Origin of the sequence: Aestuariibaculum sediminum (assembly GCF_014596945.1) — a bacterium.
Lineage (GTDB): Bacteria > Bacteroidota > Bacteroidia > Flavobacteriales > Flavobacteriaceae > Aestuariibaculum > Aestuariibaculum sediminum.
Genome location: NZ_JACVXB010000001.1, coordinates 656,921 through 673,602 on the forward strand (window position 1 = coordinate 656,921; position 16,682 = coordinate 673,602).

Below are 16,682 nucleotides of genomic sequence, written 5' to 3' on the forward strand. Positions count from 1 at the left end.
ATGAGAGCAATAATAAAACATAAATTAGTACTGCTTTTAGTGCTAACCTTAACACTGCAAAGTTGTTTTGTAGCGAAAGATTACAAGAGTCCAGATTTTGAAGATACCGAGCATTTATACAGAACCGACGCTTTACCTTCCGATAGTATTTCTATGGCCGACATATCATGGAAAGACATGTTTTCCGATTCCTATTTACAAAATTATATAGAAGAAGGTCTCGAAAACAATATCGATATCAGGGTGGCTATTCAACAAATGGCAGCGGCCGAAGCTTATTACAAACAAGGAAAAGCAGGATATTTACCCAGTATAAGCGCAAAGGCTTCCATGACGCACCAGGAATTAGCCAGGAATAGTCAGTTTGGGTCATTTTTCAACGGAGCAATAGAACAGTTTGAATTGTCGAGTAATTTATCTTGGGAAGCCGATATCTGGGGTAAAATCCGAAGTAACAAACGTGCCAGCGAAGCGAGTTACCTCCAGAGTGTCGCAGCGCATCAGGCGGTAAAAACCCAGTTAGTATCAAGCATTGCATCTGTATATTATCAGTTACTGGCTTACGATGCACAATTGGCTATAACCAGACAAACCATAGCAAATAGAGCAAGTAGTATAGAAACGATTAAAGCATTAAAAGATGCTGGTCAAGTTAATCAGGTAGCTGTCGACCAAAATATTGCGCAATACAACAATGCCAAAGCACTTGAAGTCGATTTAAAAACCGCTATTTTTACTACCGAAAATACTTTAAACTTACTTTTAGGAAGAACTTCTATTGTTGTCGAGCGCAGCGATTTGACGGATCAAAATCTGGATGCCGAAATAAAAACAGGCGTTCCTTCACAGCTATTAAGCAACCGCCCGGATGTTATGGCGGCAGAATTCGGTTTAATACAATCGTTTGAAATGACAAATGTGGCACGAAGCAATTTCTATCCTTCGTTAACCATTACAGCTACAGGAGGTTTTCAAAGTTTACAATTAGACCAACTTCTTAGTACCAATTCGTTGTTTGCAAATATTGTTGGCGGATTAACTCAGCCTATTTTTAATCAACGAAAAATAAAAACGCAAAAAGAAGTCGCCGAAGCTCAGCAAGAACAAGCCTTACTTAACTTTAAAAAAGCGTTATTAGTTGCTGGTAATGAAGTCTCCAATGCACTTTATACCTATAATGCTGAAACCGAAAAATTCGAATACCGACAAAAAGAAGTAGAGGCATTAAGAAACGCTGAAACAAATTCTGAAGTTTTACTTGAGAACGGCTATGCTACATATTTAGACCTGTTAACAGCCAGACAAAGTGCCTTAAACGCCGAACTTAATGTTATTGATAATAAGTTGCAACAACTGTTAAGCGTTGTAAATATTTATGAAGCCTTAGGTGGCGGTTGGAAATAAATTGACAAAACTGAGGCATTAACAGTAAAAAAAGTTAGTGCCTCGGCTATTTTACTTAAGAACGATGACCACAAAAGAAGAAGTTTTAGCCTGTTCAGTATCGAATTTTACAAAATTCGGCAGTAAACGCTTTACTATGGACGAGCTCGCTTCAAAATTAGGTATTTCAAAAAAAACCATATATAAATACTTTAATAGTAAAGAGGATTTAGTAATTCAATGCGTAGAATTATTAATAGAAAATTTCAAATCCGACATTAACATTATTATCACAAATAAGAATGCCGACCCTATTACGAGTATTATATTGATTTATAAAAAAGCATTTGCCCATATTTCACATTTTAAACCTTCATTCATATTCGGCCTTAAAAAATATTATCCAAAGGCTAATGATATATTCGATACATTTAGGGAATTCATTCTAAATTCGGTTATATTTCAACTTCTGGAAACTGCCAAATCCCTGGGCTATATTAAACCTGAAGTGAACTTAAGACTCTTTTGCGATTTATATTTTCTGCGTTTTGAGGAAATTGCATTAAAAAACAATACATTTTTTGACAACTATAGTAACGAAGAACTTTTAAATCATTTTATCGTTTACAATTTACAAGGCATTACAACGCCAAATTATAAGTTAAATTTTGAATAGTTTGCCTATTTTTGCAAATTGAAATTAAGGACTTTAAACCATGAAAAAAGATATAGACATTCCTAAAGTAGAAGACGTTTATGTAGCCGTTGTGAACGAATATAACGACATATACAAAACACAAGACTGGAATGCATACATAATAAACGACAAGGAAGTTGATTTAGATGTTGTACTTATTGTTACCAACGGATACAACGATGAAAAAATAACCTCAGTATTCAGAAAAAAATTAGATAAGTTACCAGCAAAAAGCTATGCTAAAATTGAATTGATGCAAGAGGCTGTATTTGCTTTAAATAATCAATTTAAAGTCACCTTTTTTGAAGGCAATCAAATGTTTGAAAAAACGTATGTATTTAGAAAAAATACAATCAATTTAAAAGCCTTACAGCCCGTTCCATTAATGAAAGTTAAAGGTGTAATGGTAAAATAAGAAACGTATTTTTTTATATAAAAAAAGGCATCGCATATGCGATGCCTTTTTAATTCTAATCTAGAATTTAATCTAGCTTTTCGGTTAACTTTTTAAATACCTTTTTAGGCTCTTTATTTTCATACAACACCTCGTATACAGCATTTATTATAGGAAGTTTCGTTTTTCTTTTATTCTTTTCATTTAGTAAATGAGCACTTTTAGTGGCGTAATACCCTTCGGCAACCATACTCATTTCCATTTGTGCCGATTTTACGGTATAGCCCTTCCCTATCATGTTACCAAACATTCTATTTCTTGAAAACACCGAATACCCCGTAACTAACAAATCGCCTAAATACGCAGAGTTGTTTATGTTTCGTTTCATTTTGTGCATTTTTTTAATAAAACGTTTCATTTCTCTAATAGAGTTGCTCATTAAAACCGACTGAAAATTATCTCCATACCCTAAACCATGGGCAATCCCAGCTGCAATAGCATAAATGTTTTTCAGCATAACGGCATACTCAACACCAACAACATCGTCGTTAACCTTTGTTTTAATATAATCGCTCGACACTGTTTTGGCAATAGTTTTTGCTTTTGTTAAATCGGAGCAGGAAATAGTGAGGTAAGATAAACGCTCTAAAGCCACCTCTTCGGCATGACATGGGCCTGCAATAACTGCAATATTTTCAGATGGTATATTATAAAAATCATGAAAATGCTCTCCTACTAACAAGCCACTTTCGGGCATAATACCTTTTACAGCCGATACAATAATTTTATTTGAAATATCGATATTTAATTTTTGGAGTTCACTATGCATAAAAGCCGATGGAATGGCAAAAATAAGCACATCGGCAAATGCAGCAATTTCATTAATATCATTGCTAATTTTTAATTGCTCTAAATGAAACTCAACCGAACTTAAATAATTGGGGTTATGTTGCTCTTTTAATAAATGCTCTTTGGTATATACGCTGCGCATATACCAACCAATTTCATCTAAATTTTCGCAAAGCATTTTAACAATAGCCGTAGCCCAGCTGCCTGCGCCAAACACCGCATATTTTAAAGGTTTTTCCATGAAAACTCTACAAATTTATATAGGTGCAAAAGTACATAAAATATTCATTTTAATGGTGTGAAGAAATTATTAAGCCTTTTTTTGGCACGCGTTTTGAAACTCTTTAAATAGAAACAAAAAAAAAGAATGACTATGAAGACTGTAAAACTACTTTTAACTTTTGCCTTGACGGCAACACTATTTACCTCCTGCTATCAGGAAACCGTAATTGTTGAAGAAGAGCCTGGCATCTCCTTAAATCAGCTTTTAGGCTCTTACGAATTATGGTATGTCGATATAAATAAAACTGTTGGTTATGGTGAAACGCCTTTTTTACAAAAAGCCTTCACTATGTCTTTTTTAAATGGTGTGGTTTATGCCAATAACAATATTGTGGGCCTTGGAAGCAATGGTAATGGATTAGGTATCGATATTGGTGAATACGACGCCTACGACATGATTTTAGATGTATACCACGATTTAGATGGCTTTGAAACCTTTGACGTTTATCAGATAGACCGGAATACGATTGAACTTTACAATCCTAATAATGATACGTCGTATTTCCTGGAAGGTTACCAGCGTAACACGTTCGATTACGATTTTGTATTTTACGATAACATTCATTATTTCTTGCAAGAATATGAAGCTTGGGAGAAAACCTACACCAGCGCATATGGCGCATTAAATGAATTTGATAATGAAAACTTTTTACAGTTTTTAGCGGGTGGAAATGACTCAGAGTTTAGAAGCTCGCAGGATTTACAAGGCACTAATGTCGGTGCTTTATATTGGGATTATACAGGAGTTTATGGTGTTGGCGATGTTAAAGGCGATATGTACCTAAAAACTTTAACATTAGATTATGATTTCTTCAGCAATGAATACTTCGAATTAACCGTTATAAATGATAAAAAGATAGAATTGTTTCACCCCTCATCGGAAACGGTTTATGAATTTACCGGACGTGGATATATTCAATATTTAAAACAAGAAAACACAAAAGGAAATACCGCAGCATCTGGAAACACCGATAAATTGCGTAAACCTAGAAAAGATAAAGTAAATAACCCGAGAACAAGTACACGGGTTTAAAAATTTTTGGTTGGTTATTTAAGTAGATTGGAAACCGCTTTAAAGTTAAGCACTTTAGGCGGTTTTTTTTATTTACTCAGAAGGTAAATCAATATCCAAATTAATGGAACTAAAACTAATACCAAGGTTGTGGTCAGGTCTTTTTCTTCTGTATCCCCCCCTAGGCTGTACTCAAAAGGTATATTGTATTTCTCTTTTATTTCTTTTAATAAATTTTCAGTTATTTTATAACATTCAGATTGGTTACATAAAACATAATTCTCTTCAACTTCAATTGTAAAAAAATGCACATACGTCCTTTTATCTTTCAATTTTAAATATGTTTTGGAAACACACAAAGTAGGTCCGAACGGATTTTTTGAATGTGATCTTCCATCTACTTCAAAAACCAACTTTTCAACCGTATTTGTTTTGTATGATTTTTTTCCAATAGATATATAGTCTTTATGTAATTCTAACTTCCATTTAAGAAATAAACGCAGATGAGACTCATAAATGATTATGCTTCCATTCCTCTTTAAATCAAAAGATTTATTCAATATGTCTCAAAATTTAGGCCTTCAATTTTTATAAATTACCAATCTCGTCGAGAATTACAAAAAGGCTATTTAAATCGCAATAAGGCTCTGTAAAATATCGCTCTCCTTCCTCACTCATTTCAAATTCATATTCTTTAATTTCATCATTAAACCCAGTAACATAAACTTGTAATTGATACGGTAATTTTTGATTAGATTGAGCGGCTTCAGATGGGGTTGGGTTAAAGACCTCTTCCTTTTCAATCCCCTTTATAGGTTTATTGTTTTTTAAATAAATGAATCTGGAAATCTTGCCATTTGTAGTTTCAAATTGTTCTTCTGTTTTTACAATCTGGTTACCCTTCTTCCAAATTTTCAATGTAGCAATATTGTCGGTTTGACTTTTTGTGACTTTATTCCAGTCATATTTTTCTAAATTTAAATCTGAACGAGAGTCTATATGCTTAGCATAGGTGTCTATGTCTTGTAAAAGGTCGTTTTGAGAAAAACAAATTAAACTTAACAGTAAAAGAATAATTGTTAGATTAAATTTCATAGATATTGGGTTAATTTGGGTATATAAATTGAAGCCAACAACATACGGCCTCATTATTTTTAATGAGATAAATATAAAATTTATTTCTATAAATTAAGTTAGATACCTCTCAAACTACAGCCTAAAAATTCACTAAACCCTTTTAAATGAAGCATTCATATCGGAGTATTAAAAATTACATTTTATAGCAGCTTATTAATCAAAAAGTTAAATTTCGAACAGGGTATGATATAAAATTACCTATAAAACAACATTTCATCAATATACTCCCATACGTGTTCGGGTAGCATAGGTTTTACATTCTTTCCGGCTTTAATAGATTTTCTAATGAAGGTTGAAGACAGCTCCATAATAGGAGCATCAATATGATGAATTTTAGGATGATTATCGAATATGGTAGTTAATTTTTCTCCTGAAATTCTAGGATACACATAAATATGATGGTTTTCCAATATCACCTGATAATTTTTCCACTTATGGAAACTTTTAAGATTATCTTCTCCCATAAGCAAAGCGAACTCATGGCCTGGATATTTTTCCTGTAAATGCACCAATGTATTTATAGTATAATTAGGCTGTGGTAGATTAAATTCGATATCGCAGGGTTTTAACTTATCGTAATCTTTTGTTGCTCTAAATACCAACTCCAGCCTATTGTAATTATCTAGTAAAGTACTTTTCTTTTTAAATGGATTATGCGGTGTCACCACAAACCAAACCTCATCGAGATCGCTGTATTCTGAAATATGATTGGCAATAATTAGGTGTCCCACGTGTATGGGATTAAACGAGCCAAAATACAATCCGATTTTCATTATTAACTTTTAATAAAATCTCTTACCAGGTTTTCTGCTTCCTCCAAGGCATGCTCTAAAGTGTCGTTTATAACAATTTTATCAAAAAGCGGTGCTGTTGCCAACTCTGCCGAGGCTTTAGAAACGCGCATACTTATCTTTTCTTCACTTTCAGTTTTTCGGTTTTTTAAACGAATTTTTAATTCATCGATACTTGGTGGTTTTACAAAAATAGATAGCGTTTGTTCTGGAAATTTACGTTTTATGCGTAAACCACCAGACACATCAATATCGAAAATAACATGCTTACCCATAGTCCAAATACGCTCGACTTCACTTTTTAAAGTACCGTAAAAATTATCGCGATACACCTCTTCCCACTCTAAAAAATCTTCATTTTTAATGTGTTGTTTAAAATCTTTTAGCGATAAGAAATAATAATCTTTTCCATCGACTTCAGTGCCTCGTCTTTCTCTGGATGTTGCCGAAATTGAAAATTCTAAGTTTAAATCTTCAATGCCTAATAAATGTCTTACTATAGTTGTTTTTCCTGAACCTGATGGTGCTGAAAACACAATAAGTTTACCTTGATTCAATGCTAATTCGTTTTGGTATTATTACAATACGTTTAATAATTGTTCTTTAATTTTTTCAAGCTCGTCTTTCATTTGAACGACTAGCTGCTGCATAGGAGCATAATTACTTTTTGATCCAATGGTATTTATTTCACGCCCCATTTCCTGAGATATAAACCCTAATTTTTTTCCGTTAGATTCTTTAGAATTAATAGATTCGGTAAAATAATTCAAGTGGTTTTGTAAACGAACTTTCTCTTCGGTAATATCGAATTTCTCAATGTAATAGACTAATTCCTGCTCAAAACGGTTTTCATCATATTTTTCTCTTAACTCCTCTACACCTTTAAGTAAGCGCTCTCTAACCCCTTGAATACGCTCAGGATCCATAGCAATAACCTGTTCCAGGATAGTTTCAATCGTTTTTATTCTGGTGTTAAAATCTTGTTCCAGAACTTTGCCTTCATCTAATCGATGATCGTTTAAATCGTCTACAGCCTTCTTAATTTCCGTTTCAATTTGCTGCCATTCATTTTCGTCTATTTCTTCACGAACAGTATTTAAAGCATCTGGAAAACGCACCGCCATTTTAAGTAATTCAATTTCATTACCATCAACAACCTGCTTTAGCTGTTCGATATATTGTTTCACCACAGGCGTATTTATTTGGGTTGATGTATCTTCGGCAGTCGCTTCCACATAAATTGAGAAATCTATTTTTCCTCGTACTAGTTTATCGGCAAGCAATTTTCTAATAGCGAGTTCCTTTTCTCTATATATAGATGGCATTCTTGCATTTAAATCTAGATTTTTGCTATTTAGCGATTTGAGCTCGATGGTTACCTTTTTTGTAGGCAATTGCAAAACCGATTTACCATAGCCTGTCATGGAGTATATCATAAACGAAATGTTTTAAAGGGTACAAAGGTAATATTAAAACCTAAAGTATAGAAAAACAGCAGATAATTAGAAGTATTTAATTTTAAAATAAGGTCTAGAAACAAATAAACTACCTCTTTGAGGTAGTTTATTTGTTTTATAAAGCGTCTTGATGTATAAGACTAATCTATGATGTCAATTTTAGAGGGCAGATTTAAATTGCTCTAAAAAACGCACATCGTTTTCGCTTAATAAACGAATGTCGTTAATTTGATGCAATAACATGGCAATACGGTCGATTCCCACTCCAAAGGCAAATCCTGAATATTCTTTAGAATCGATTTTACAGTTTTCCAATACATTTGGATCTACCATACCACATCCGCCAATTTCCAACCAACCGGTGCCTTTTGTAATGCGGTAATCCGATTCGGTTTCTAAGCCCCAATACACATCAATTTCGGCACTAGGTTCGGTAAACGGGAAATACGACGGACGTAAACGAATTTTAGATTTTCCGAATAATTGCGTTGTAAAGTATTGTAAAGTTTGTTTCAAATCGGCAAAACTTACTTCTTTATCAATGTATAATCCTTCAATTTGATGAAAAAAACAGTGTGAACGTGCCGAAATCGCTTCGTTTCTATACACACGACCTGGAGAAATAGTACGAATTGGTGGCTGATTTTTTTCCATATACCGCACCTGTACCGAACTGGTATGTGTTCGCAATAAAACATCAGGATTGGTTTGAATAAAAAAGGTATCCTGCATATCCCGTGCAGGGTGGTATTCCGGTAAATTTAATGCTGTAAAATTGTGCCAGTCGTCTTCTATTTCCGGACCTTCACTCACATTAAAACCAATATTAGAAAAAATATCTATAATTTGATTTTTAACGATAGATATTGGATGGCGCGCACCTAAATTTACAGGTTCTCCAGGACGAGATAAATCGCCGTAAACACCTTTAACTTCTTCCTTACTTTCTAATTCTTCTTTTAAAGTGTTTACTTTATCTTCGGCAGCCTTTTTTAGGGTATTAACGGCTTGTCCAAATTCTTTTTTTTGCTCGTTTGCTACATTTTTAAACTCTGCAAAATACTGATTTAACAATCCTTTTTTACCTAAATATTGAATTCTAAATGCTTCAACCTCTTCTTTGGTTTGTGCTGTAAACGCTTCGGCTTCGGCTATAAGTTCTTTTATCTTATCTATCATAACATCCTTAAAATGATGGCAAATTTAATGTTTTTTTACAATATCCGTTAGTGATTGAAGCATTTGTTGGAGCTCTTTTATTTGTTTAAAATAAAGAAAAAGTGACTGACTAAAGCACGACCTAATTCCTAAAATGTGTTTCAGGAGTAAGGAAACGCCCAAAATACAGTAATGTAAACACAACCATCAAAATAACACATAAAACGCTGATCTAGAGCTATTTTAATCTTAATGAGAAAGAAAAATATATACTACTTTTTCACTTCATTTTCATATTTCAATATGTTCTTGTAGTACTTTAGAGACATACAAACCTCAAATACAGTTACTTATGAAGAAAATTACTCTACTACTTTTAGGCCTTATTTTAACCACAGGCGTGATTAATGCACAAGAATTATTAGCGCATTGGCCTATGAATGTTACGAATAGTGATGATGCCATAAGTGTTAATAGCAATATTACGGCAGCCAATATAGGTAAATCAGGGACCAGTGGTAGTTCAACGACCCTTACAACAAAAGGTTTTGCGAACTGGGCGACAAGTACCAGTATAGATCTAAATTATTATTTGGAGTTAAGTATTACACCGAATGCAGGGTATTCTGTTACGGTTACTCAGTTGCATTTTACGCATAACAGACAAACTGTAATTAATCCAAACAGTGCTCCTAAAAAATACGAAATTAGAGCATCGGTAGATAATTTTAGCAATTTTACAACCTTAGCAACAGGAACCATACCAAATACAGCAACTGAAAATAATATTACAGGACTAAATGTACCGGTAAATGGTGGAGAAACTCTTAAAATCAGATTATATGGGTATGAGGCTGAATTAGTTCCAGCCATTCAATCAACAAGGCATTGGGAATTTGCCAACAACAATTTTGGATTTAAACTTTACAGCGATGTTCCGCCTACATTATCGACTAATAAGGTTGAAGCGTTTAACCCCGTAGTTTATTTTAAAAACGAAACTTTGTTTTTAAATGCTGGTAATAATATTTTAACCAACGTTAGTTTTTACGACATGCTAGGACGCTTATTAACTGTTCGAAAACATATTAATGCTCCAGATTTATCCATTTCGAATTTGAATATAAATAACAAAATGATTCTTATTAAAATAGAAACCGAAAACGCTAGCGTAATAAAAAGAGTTATTTTTTAAAGACGAGTAAACATTGTCATGATTAAAAGTTAAGGCTGTTTGAAATTCAAACAGCTTTATTTATGATATGTACTCATTTTCCAAAAAATAATTAACAATAGCTTCTTTCATTAAAACACTTTGTTCGCCAGCTTTTAAATGAGGTAATTCGGCTTTCACTTTGTAATGCGGCCATTTATCGTCGTCGAAATAATCGAATTCGTAATAACCATAAGGTTCTAATAATCGACAAATCGCGATATGCATTAAATCCAACTTATGGTCCTTCTTAAATTTTAAGTGCGGCTGCCCTAGCTCCTGTACGCCAATTAAGTAAATTACAGCGTCTAAATCTAGCGTATCGCCATCAGCAAACTGATTAGACAGTTTAGTTACCACCAATTCCCATCGTTCTTTTAATTGTTCGTCTCTTGCCATTTTGAATGTGTTTTTTTGCCTTTGCTGCGAAGTCGCAAAGTTAATTTATATTTGTTAAAAATCTTATAGAATATGAGTGTAATAGACATTGTTTTACTGGCATTATTGCTGTTTGGACTAATTAGAGGTTTTTCGAAAGGCTTATTTGTTGAAGTAGCTTCTTTAGTAGCCTTAATTGCTGGTGTTTACGGTGCTATTCACTTTAGTGACTACGCTGGAGCTTTTGTTGAAAATAATGTAGACTGGGACGAAAAATATGTAAATATTGTGGCCTTTGCAATAACCTTTATAGTTATTGTAATAGCGATCGCCATTGCCGGTAAAGCTCTAACGAAACTTGCTGATTTTGCTGCCCTTGGTATAATTAATAAAGTTCTTGGAGGGGTATTTGGCGCCTTAAAAATAGGACTTATTTTAAGTGTAATTCTTATTGTTTTTGACACGATGAATAACACACTTCCCTTTGCGGATGAAGAAGATCTGGAAGACTCTGTACTTTACCAGCCTGTTAAATCTCTAGCACCCATGATATTCCCGAGTATTTTAAATAAGAAAAATATTCTTGACGAAAATCCAGACAAGGCATCTGAACTGGAAATAGAAACCACCTAAATTTAATCTAAGTGGTAAATTTCTTTTATGGACTCTAATATGGATTCAAAATCTATTTTTAAATCAATTAATTCGCCAGTATGTATATCGAAAACCCAACCGTGCACTTTTAACCCACGGTCTCTCACAGCTTTTTGGATAGCTGCTGTTTTTATAAGGTTAACACACTGTTCCTGAACATTAAGCTCTACAAGTCTGTCATATTTCTTTTCTTCATTTTCAAAGGCACTTAATTCTTTTTTATGAAGACGATAAACATCTCGAATATTACGTAACCAGGGGTTTAAAATGCCTAAATCGGCAGGTTGCATCGCGGCCTTTACTCCTCCGCATGCGTAATGCCCGCAAACTACAACATGATTCACTTGTAAATGTACTACCGCATATTCGACCACCGACATCACGTTTAAATCGGTTGCAGTAACCATATTGGCAATATTTCTATGCACAAAAGCATCGCCGGGGCCTAACCCCATAAGTTCTTCAGCTGTTACTCGACTGTCGGAACAGCCTATAAACAATAATTCTGGGTTTTGACCTTCACCTAAAGTCTTGAAGTAATTTGGATTGATTTCTAATTTACTTTCAATCCACTTTTTATTATTCTGAAAAACATTATCTAAATTCATTTGTATAGAAAATTAAATAAAGATAACTGAAAATACTTTATAACGCCCTGATATCTTGTTTTAATACCCAACCCGATTTACCATCGGCTAGTTTAATTTTTTTCCAATCTTCAACGGTATCTAAAATTTGAACTTTTGTACCTTCATGAAGCCTAAAAGCCTCTTCACTTCTATTATTCGGTTCATTTTTGACTTTACTTTCCTGAACAAACACTATAGCTGGCTTATCCTTTTTTACCAAAGTATATTTATGAAATGCTAACGACAAACTCAAACAAACTAAACCTAATGCTACAAAACTTCCTATAAAAGCAAGACGCTTTCTTACGGTAGAATAGGCAAAATAATAAACTAAAAACAAAATCACGAAACAGAATACGAATGCAATTGCCAATTTTGCCCAACCATCATAACTCATGGTATTTGTAATTCGTTTTACCAATCTAGATACAGCGCCTTCAGGTAGAACCTCGATAGCATCAATGGTCATATTTTTTGCGAATTCCAAATTATTTTGAATTTCAGTATCATTAGGTGCTAATTGCAAAGCTTTCTCGTAATAATAAATACTAGGCGCTATATTATTTAGTTTATAATTGGCATTTCCTAGGTTGAAATACAACTCAGCCGACTCATTTTTTGTCGCTAAAATAGCCTCATACTTGTCGATAGCTTCGGCATATTTCCCATCATTATATAAAGTATTCGCTTGCTCGAAAAGTGCCTGATTTTGTGCAAACACACCAAAACTCAATAAAAACAATAGGGTATATAAATAAATTTTCATTTTTTATCGTGCTTGTTTATCAATTAACGAAATAGTTTTTGCAGCCTTATCGTAATCTTCTTGCATTGTTACAATATCCATTGGTGTGTAACGCGCTAACTCACAACTTTGTAAAATGCTATTAAAATCCTTAACTACATCCTGCTCCACCTGTTTTTCAATAAGTAAATCGGTAATGTTTTCTTTACTTAATTCGCTGGTTTCTATACGAAGTTTTGCTTTTAAGTAGTTATGTAATGCTTTCTCTAAAGCAATATAAAAGGCTTCTTTTTTACCTAACGACTTTTTTGCGTGACTTAAATATTTTCTGGCTAATTTATCGGCTTTACGAATTTTATTTCCATATACATCGGCATCGCGCACAGCCTTTTGTTTCCTGATAACAATAGCTATTGGAATAGCCAAAAATGGAAGTAATAACATACTCCAAAACAAATTAGTTTTGAAAAAAGGTGAGCGCTTAGTACTAACAAATTCGGTATCGGTTTTAATAAAATTAAACTGATCGTTATTTAGTGTAACAACCTGTTTAGTACTTCCTGGTACATTTGTATTTTCTGCCGTTGCATTGCTCATAGGGCCTTCGAGCACGTCGATAACAATCTCTTCAGAAGACAAACGCTTGTAGCTATTTGTTTTTAAATCGAAATATGAAAAAGACACACTTGGTATCGGGTATTTACCTTTAAATTGCGGCACTACTGTATAACTATCTGAAATACTCCCTTGCATTCCCGATAAATTTGTTCTCACATTTTCGGTATGCTCTGGTTCATATACTTCAAGTGAACTAGGTAAAGATACTTTTGGTAATTTAAATAATTTTAAGTTTCCATTACCTTTAACTGCAACTTTAAGCTGAAGCGACTCGGTCGCGTCAAGCTCGGTTTTACTAGTGGTTACATCGAAACTAAAATCGCCAACAGCACCTGTAAAATCTGATGGTTTTCCGGCTTCTGGAAGTGCTTTTACATTAATGGTTCTATTGCCCGCAGAAACTGTACGGTTTGTACGCGTCATTAATACACCACCAAAAATATCCCGACGGTTAGATGGCACTCGTAATGCAATATTTAAGGTTAATGGCTCGATGGTTAGTTCGCCGGTTTTTTGCGGGTACAATACTGTTTTACGTAAAACTAAAAAGCGATAATTTTCGCCCTTATAGGTTCCATTTTGAACTTTTTGCCCTTGGGTATCGATATTCTGACTCCAAAAATCATTAAATCTTGGCGTATCAATTTCATTCCAATTATCGACTGCCACTGTTGGTGATACATATAACTTATAAACCACTGAAATGGCTTCATTTAAATATGGATCGGACTTTGAAACTTCGGCAACCAAATGCACGCTTTCTGATGCAATATAATTTGGATCGTTCGGGTCTTTTGGTATATCGACCGCTGCTGTGACTTCAATTTTAATAGGAACTGTTTTGAAAATTTTCCCATCTATGGTTATTTCCGCCTGATTAATGGTGAAAGTACCTCGTTTTTTTGGTGCTAAAAAATAGCTGTAAATTTTTTCGTAAGAACGCACACCATTAATCCATTTGTTACTTACCGACTGGTTTGGCCCTCCTACAATGGTAAAATTAGAAAAATCAGGTGGGTTAAAATTATCACCGTCCTGATTCATTACAAAATCTATTCTTAAGCGTTCATTAACACCTAAGGTTTGCTTACTTACTTTGGCCTCAAACTTAACTTGTGCCGATACTACAGTTGCAGTAAGAAATAATATGAAAAATAATGTTATTTGTTTATATAATGTCATAATAATTCACGATTCTAGATTTACGACTTAAAATCCATACATTCTAAATTCGTAATTGATTTTACCAGTCTTTTTCAGTTTTCACTTTTACACCTTTAACTTTTTCAGCATTCATTTTTTCCTGAACTTTTTGCTCCTGGTTATTCATGGCTTCCAGCAAGTTTTTTATTTGCTGAGGCGACATCTGTCCCTTTCTAGGTTGTTGGGGTTGTTGCTCCTTTTCCCCTTCACCTTTATCTTCATTCTCTTCCTTAGGCTTTCCTTGTTCGTCTTTTTTATCGTCGCCGTCCTTTTTGTCCTGGTCGCCTTGGTCATTTTTATCTTTATTCTCGTCTTCTTTATTGTCGCCCTGATCTTTATTATCCTGGTTTTCTTTATTCTCTTTATCTTTTTGCTGATCCTGATTATCTTTATTTTCCTGATCATTATCGTTCTGATCCTGCTGATCTTCATCTTTTTGTTTTTCAGCACATACTTTCGCTAACCCCAGATTATAACGTGTTTCTTCATCGGTAGGATCATTTCTAAGGGCACTTTTATAGGCTTCAACGGCTTCTTTACACTTTTTATTTTCCATTAAAACATTACCAATATTATGAAATGCTTTATGTTTTTCTGACTTGTCTGTAGCCGATTTAGCCGCTTGTTGCAAACGGTATAATGCCTCTTCAAAATTTCCTTTCTTAATATACGAGCTGCCTAAGTTATAAACACCTGCCACGATTTCTGGTTGCTCTGACAAAGCTTTTCTATAAGCCATTTCGGCTGAAACAAAATCATCATCCTGCATCAAACTATTTGCTTCATAAACATAGCTATTCGCTTTTTTTTGTGCTAATAATGCTTGTTTTTGAGTTTCATCATCCTGCGCGTGCGCTAAGGATGTAAAAACTCCTAAAATAATTAATACAACAGTCTTCATGTTCATCTCTTAATATCTATCTGTTTTCTATTACCTGGCTTACTTTTTTAGTAATTTCTAAGATATGAAACCCTTAGTTTTTGTTCGTTAAAAATTATATAAAATATTAACTAACCTTTTACAGAATGCTAAGCATTAAAGGTTTTCGTTAAATAAATTTAATTTCTTTAACCAAGCTGTTTTACGATCTAATAAGAAAATATCGAGCAACAAAAAGAAAATTGCAAAACCTAAAAACCATTGAAACTGGTCTTTGAAATCGGCAAATTGCTTGGTTTCAAACTCCTTTTTATCCATATTATTCAAAATATCTCCAATACTTTCCACGACTTCGTTGGTACTTCTACCGTTTATATAGATTCCATTAGCCTCGCTGGCAATTGTCTGTAAAGTTTCTTCGTTTAACTTAGTAATTACTGTTTCGCCTTCGGAGTCCTTTTTATAACTTATCGAACCTCCAACACCTTTTATTGGTATTGGGCCGCCCTTTACATCGCCCACACCAACTGTAAAAATACGAATACCTTGTTCATTAGCCTGTTCAGCTACGGCTGCAGCTTGTTCACTGTGGTCTTCTCCATCGGAAATTATAATTAGTACCCTGTTGGTTTGCTCTTCGTCATCAAAATAGGTTGTGGCTAACTTAATAGCTTCGTTAATTGCTGTACCCTGCGACGATAACATATCGGTATTCATCCCTTGTAAGAACATTTTAGCCGAGGCATAATCGGTTGTTATCGGCAATTGTGGAAACGCTTTTCCTGCGTAAGCTATAATACCTACCCTATCGCTAGCCAAATTATTAATAATCTGGGTTACCAACTGTTTCGCTTTTTCTAAACGATTTGGTGCAATATCTTCAGCTAGCATACTTTTAGAAACATCAACTGCAAAAACAATATCAACACCTTCTCGCTTTACGGTTTCCAGCTTAGAACCAATTTTTGGATTTACTAATGCTACGGCCAAACTAGCAAAAGCCAAACAAAGAACAATTGTTTTTAAGCTTGATTTAAAAAGCGAAATATTCGGACTTAATCGCTTGAGTAATTCTTTATCGGCAAATTTTCGTTGCGTCCTGTGTTTCCATAGTTGAAGCACCAAAAAGAACAGGATTATTACAGGAATAATTCCTAATACCCAAAACCATATTTTTTCTTCTAATTGATACATTTACGCTT

19 protein-coding genes are annotated in these 16,682 nt (G+C 34.0%); 6 read left to right on the top strand and 13 right to left on the bottom strand.

Going from position 1 to position 16,682, the window contains the following annotated elements; genetic code table 11:
* From ICJ83_RS03005 to ICJ83_RS03015, 3 genes are all read left to right on the top strand, one after another.
* The gene (locus ICJ83_RS03005; RefSeq protein ID WP_188228867.1) at window positions 1-1,404 is read left to right on the top strand and encodes a TolC family protein; all 1,404 of its coding nucleotides are present in this window, start codon (window positions 1-3) and stop codon (window positions 1,402-1,404) included.
* A gap of 64 nt (window positions 1,405-1,468) precedes the next feature.
* Window positions 1,469-2,059 carry a TetR/AcrR family transcriptional regulator gene (locus ICJ83_RS03010; RefSeq protein ID WP_188228868.1) on the top strand — a complete coding sequence of 197 codons (591 nt, stop codon included), beginning with the start codon at window positions 1,469-1,471 and terminating at the stop codon, window positions 2,057-2,059.
* 40 nt (window positions 2,060-2,099) lie between these two features.
* Window positions 2,100-2,495, top strand: coding sequence for a hypothetical protein (locus tag ICJ83_RS03015; RefSeq protein WP_188228869.1), 396 nt, complete (start codon window positions 2,100-2,102; stop codon window positions 2,493-2,495).
* Window positions 2,496-2,562: 67 nt separating this feature from the next.
* Here ICJ83_RS03015 and ICJ83_RS03020 read toward each other — a convergent pair whose 3' ends face one another.
* Complete coding sequence (locus ICJ83_RS03020; protein ID WP_188228870.1) at window positions 2,563-3,564, bottom strand: NAD(P)H-dependent glycerol-3-phosphate dehydrogenase; 1,002 nt, start codon at window positions 3,562-3,564, stop codon at window positions 2,563-2,565.
* A gap of 132 nt (window positions 3,565-3,696) precedes the next feature.
* On the opposite strand from ICJ83_RS03020, the gene ICJ83_RS03025 reads away from it, so the two are divergent.
* Complete coding sequence (locus ICJ83_RS03025) at window positions 3,697-4,638, top strand: nicotinic acid mononucleotide adenyltransferase (protein ID WP_188228871.1); 942 nt, start codon at window positions 3,697-3,699, stop codon at window positions 4,636-4,638.
* 68 nt (window positions 4,639-4,706) lie between these two features.
* On the opposite strand, the gene ICJ83_RS03030 is transcribed toward ICJ83_RS03025, so the two are convergent.
* The 6 genes from ICJ83_RS03030 to pheS all read right to left on the bottom strand — a co-directional run bounded on the left by ICJ83_RS03030 (window position 4,707) and on the right by pheS (window position 9,181).
* Window positions 4,707-5,177: a hypothetical protein gene (locus tag ICJ83_RS03030; RefSeq protein ID WP_188228872.1), complete on the bottom strand. Its 471-nt coding sequence runs from the start codon at window positions 5,175-5,177 to the stop codon at window positions 4,707-4,709.
* Between the two features lie 28 nt (window positions 5,178-5,205).
* A complete protein-coding gene (locus ICJ83_RS03035) occupies window positions 5,206-5,712 on the bottom strand; it encodes a hypothetical protein (RefSeq protein ID WP_188228873.1) in 507 nt (168 codons plus the stop codon).
* Window positions 5,713-5,948: 236 nt separating this feature from the next.
* Entirely contained in the window at window positions 5,949-6,527 is a 579-nt protein-coding gene (gene nadD / locus ICJ83_RS03040) for a nicotinate (nicotinamide) nucleotide adenylyltransferase (RefSeq protein WP_188228874.1), read from the bottom strand.
* A 2-nt stretch (window positions 6,528-6,529) separates the two neighbouring features.
* Window positions 6,530-7,102, bottom strand: coding sequence for a guanylate kinase (gene gmk / locus ICJ83_RS03045; RefSeq protein ID WP_188228875.1), 573 nt, complete (start codon window positions 7,100-7,102; stop codon window positions 6,530-6,532).
* A gap of 21 nt (window positions 7,103-7,123) precedes the next feature.
* Window positions 7,124-7,981: a YicC/YloC family endoribonuclease gene (locus ICJ83_RS03050; protein ID WP_188228876.1), complete on the bottom strand. Its 858-nt coding sequence runs from the start codon at window positions 7,979-7,981 to the stop codon at window positions 7,124-7,126.
* A 180-nt stretch (window positions 7,982-8,161) separates the two neighbouring features.
* Window positions 8,162-9,181: a phenylalanine--tRNA ligase subunit alpha gene (gene pheS, locus ICJ83_RS03055; RefSeq protein WP_188228877.1), complete on the bottom strand. Its 1,020-nt coding sequence runs from the start codon at window positions 9,179-9,181 to the stop codon at window positions 8,162-8,164.
* A 331-nt stretch (window positions 9,182-9,512) separates the two neighbouring features.
* On the opposite strand from pheS, the gene ICJ83_RS03060 reads away from it, so the two are divergent.
* The gene (locus ICJ83_RS03060) at window positions 9,513-10,355 is read left to right on the top strand and encodes a hypothetical protein (RefSeq protein WP_188228878.1); all 843 of its coding nucleotides are present in this window, start codon (window positions 9,513-9,515) and stop codon (window positions 10,353-10,355) included.
* Between the two features lie 60 nt (window positions 10,356-10,415).
* Here ICJ83_RS03060 and ICJ83_RS03065 read toward each other — a convergent pair whose 3' ends face one another.
* Window positions 10,416-10,772: a hypothetical protein gene (locus tag ICJ83_RS03065; RefSeq protein WP_188228879.1), complete on the bottom strand. Its 357-nt coding sequence runs from the start codon at window positions 10,770-10,772 to the stop codon at window positions 10,416-10,418.
* 72 nt (window positions 10,773-10,844) lie between these two features.
* Here ICJ83_RS03065 and ICJ83_RS03070 point away from each other — a divergent pair, with 72 nt between their 5' ends.
* Window positions 10,845-11,384 (top strand): CvpA family protein, encoded by a 540-nt coding sequence (locus ICJ83_RS03070; RefSeq protein ID WP_188228880.1) that lies wholly within the window; start codon window positions 10,845-10,847, stop codon window positions 11,382-11,384.
* A gap of 2 nt (window positions 11,385-11,386) precedes the next feature.
* Here the strand turns inward: ICJ83_RS03070 and ICJ83_RS03075 are convergent, their stop codons facing one another.
* The 5 genes from ICJ83_RS03075 to ICJ83_RS03095 form a co-directional block, all read right to left on the bottom strand.
* On the bottom strand, window positions 11,387-12,013 hold the full coding sequence (locus tag ICJ83_RS03075; RefSeq protein WP_188228881.1) for a carbonic anhydrase: 627 nt from the start codon (window positions 12,011-12,013) through the stop codon (window positions 11,387-11,389).
* A 37-nt stretch (window positions 12,014-12,050) separates the two neighbouring features.
* Window positions 12,051-12,800, bottom strand: coding sequence for an SH3 domain-containing protein (locus ICJ83_RS03080; protein WP_188228882.1), 750 nt, complete (start codon window positions 12,798-12,800; stop codon window positions 12,051-12,053).
* Window positions 12,801-12,803: 3 nt separating this feature from the next.
* The gene (locus ICJ83_RS03085; protein WP_188228883.1) at window positions 12,804-14,579 is read right to left on the bottom strand and encodes a BatD family protein; all 1,776 of its coding nucleotides are present in this window, start codon (window positions 14,577-14,579) and stop codon (window positions 12,804-12,806) included.
* A gap of 61 nt (window positions 14,580-14,640) precedes the next feature.
* Complete coding sequence (locus ICJ83_RS03090; protein WP_188228884.1) at window positions 14,641-15,501, bottom strand: tetratricopeptide repeat protein; 861 nt, start codon at window positions 15,499-15,501, stop codon at window positions 14,641-14,643.
* Between the two features lie 135 nt (window positions 15,502-15,636).
* Complete coding sequence (locus ICJ83_RS03095) at window positions 15,637-16,674, bottom strand: vWA domain-containing protein (RefSeq protein ID WP_188228885.1); 1,038 nt, start codon at window positions 16,672-16,674, stop codon at window positions 15,637-15,639.
* Window positions 16,675-16,682: the final 8 nt, after the last annotated feature.